Raw genomic sequence first — 245 nt, 5'->3', positions numbered from 1 at the left:
CGGTGAAAGAAATGATGCTTTCTTCCCGGGAAACAGCTGTAGACTACATGATGCCGCTTGGTTTGCACCATATTTTTGCTTTTGACCATCATTATGGGCCTGAACCCTGGGGAGATATTCCCGGTGGAAGGCCGGACTGGATGCCCGTATATTATCATAAAGCCGATGAAAACGGACTGGGATTCAACAGAACGCAAACAGGCAGTAATGCGGTTGCCCAGTATTTTTCACCTTTAAACCAGACC

At 47.3% G+C, this 245-nt stretch carries 1 pseudogene; it reads left to right on the top strand.

The annotated features are described in order from the left end of the window. Window positions 1-245: pseudogene (locus SCA31_RS25015) on the top strand (alpha-glucuronidase); the annotation flags it as partial.

Origin of the sequence: Chryseobacterium sp. SIMBA_028, from assembly GCF_046535285.1 — a bacterium.
Taxonomy (GTDB): domain Bacteria; phylum Bacteroidota; class Bacteroidia; order Flavobacteriales; family Weeksellaceae; genus Chryseobacterium.
This window is presented reverse-complemented; position numbering and strand designations above follow the sequence as displayed.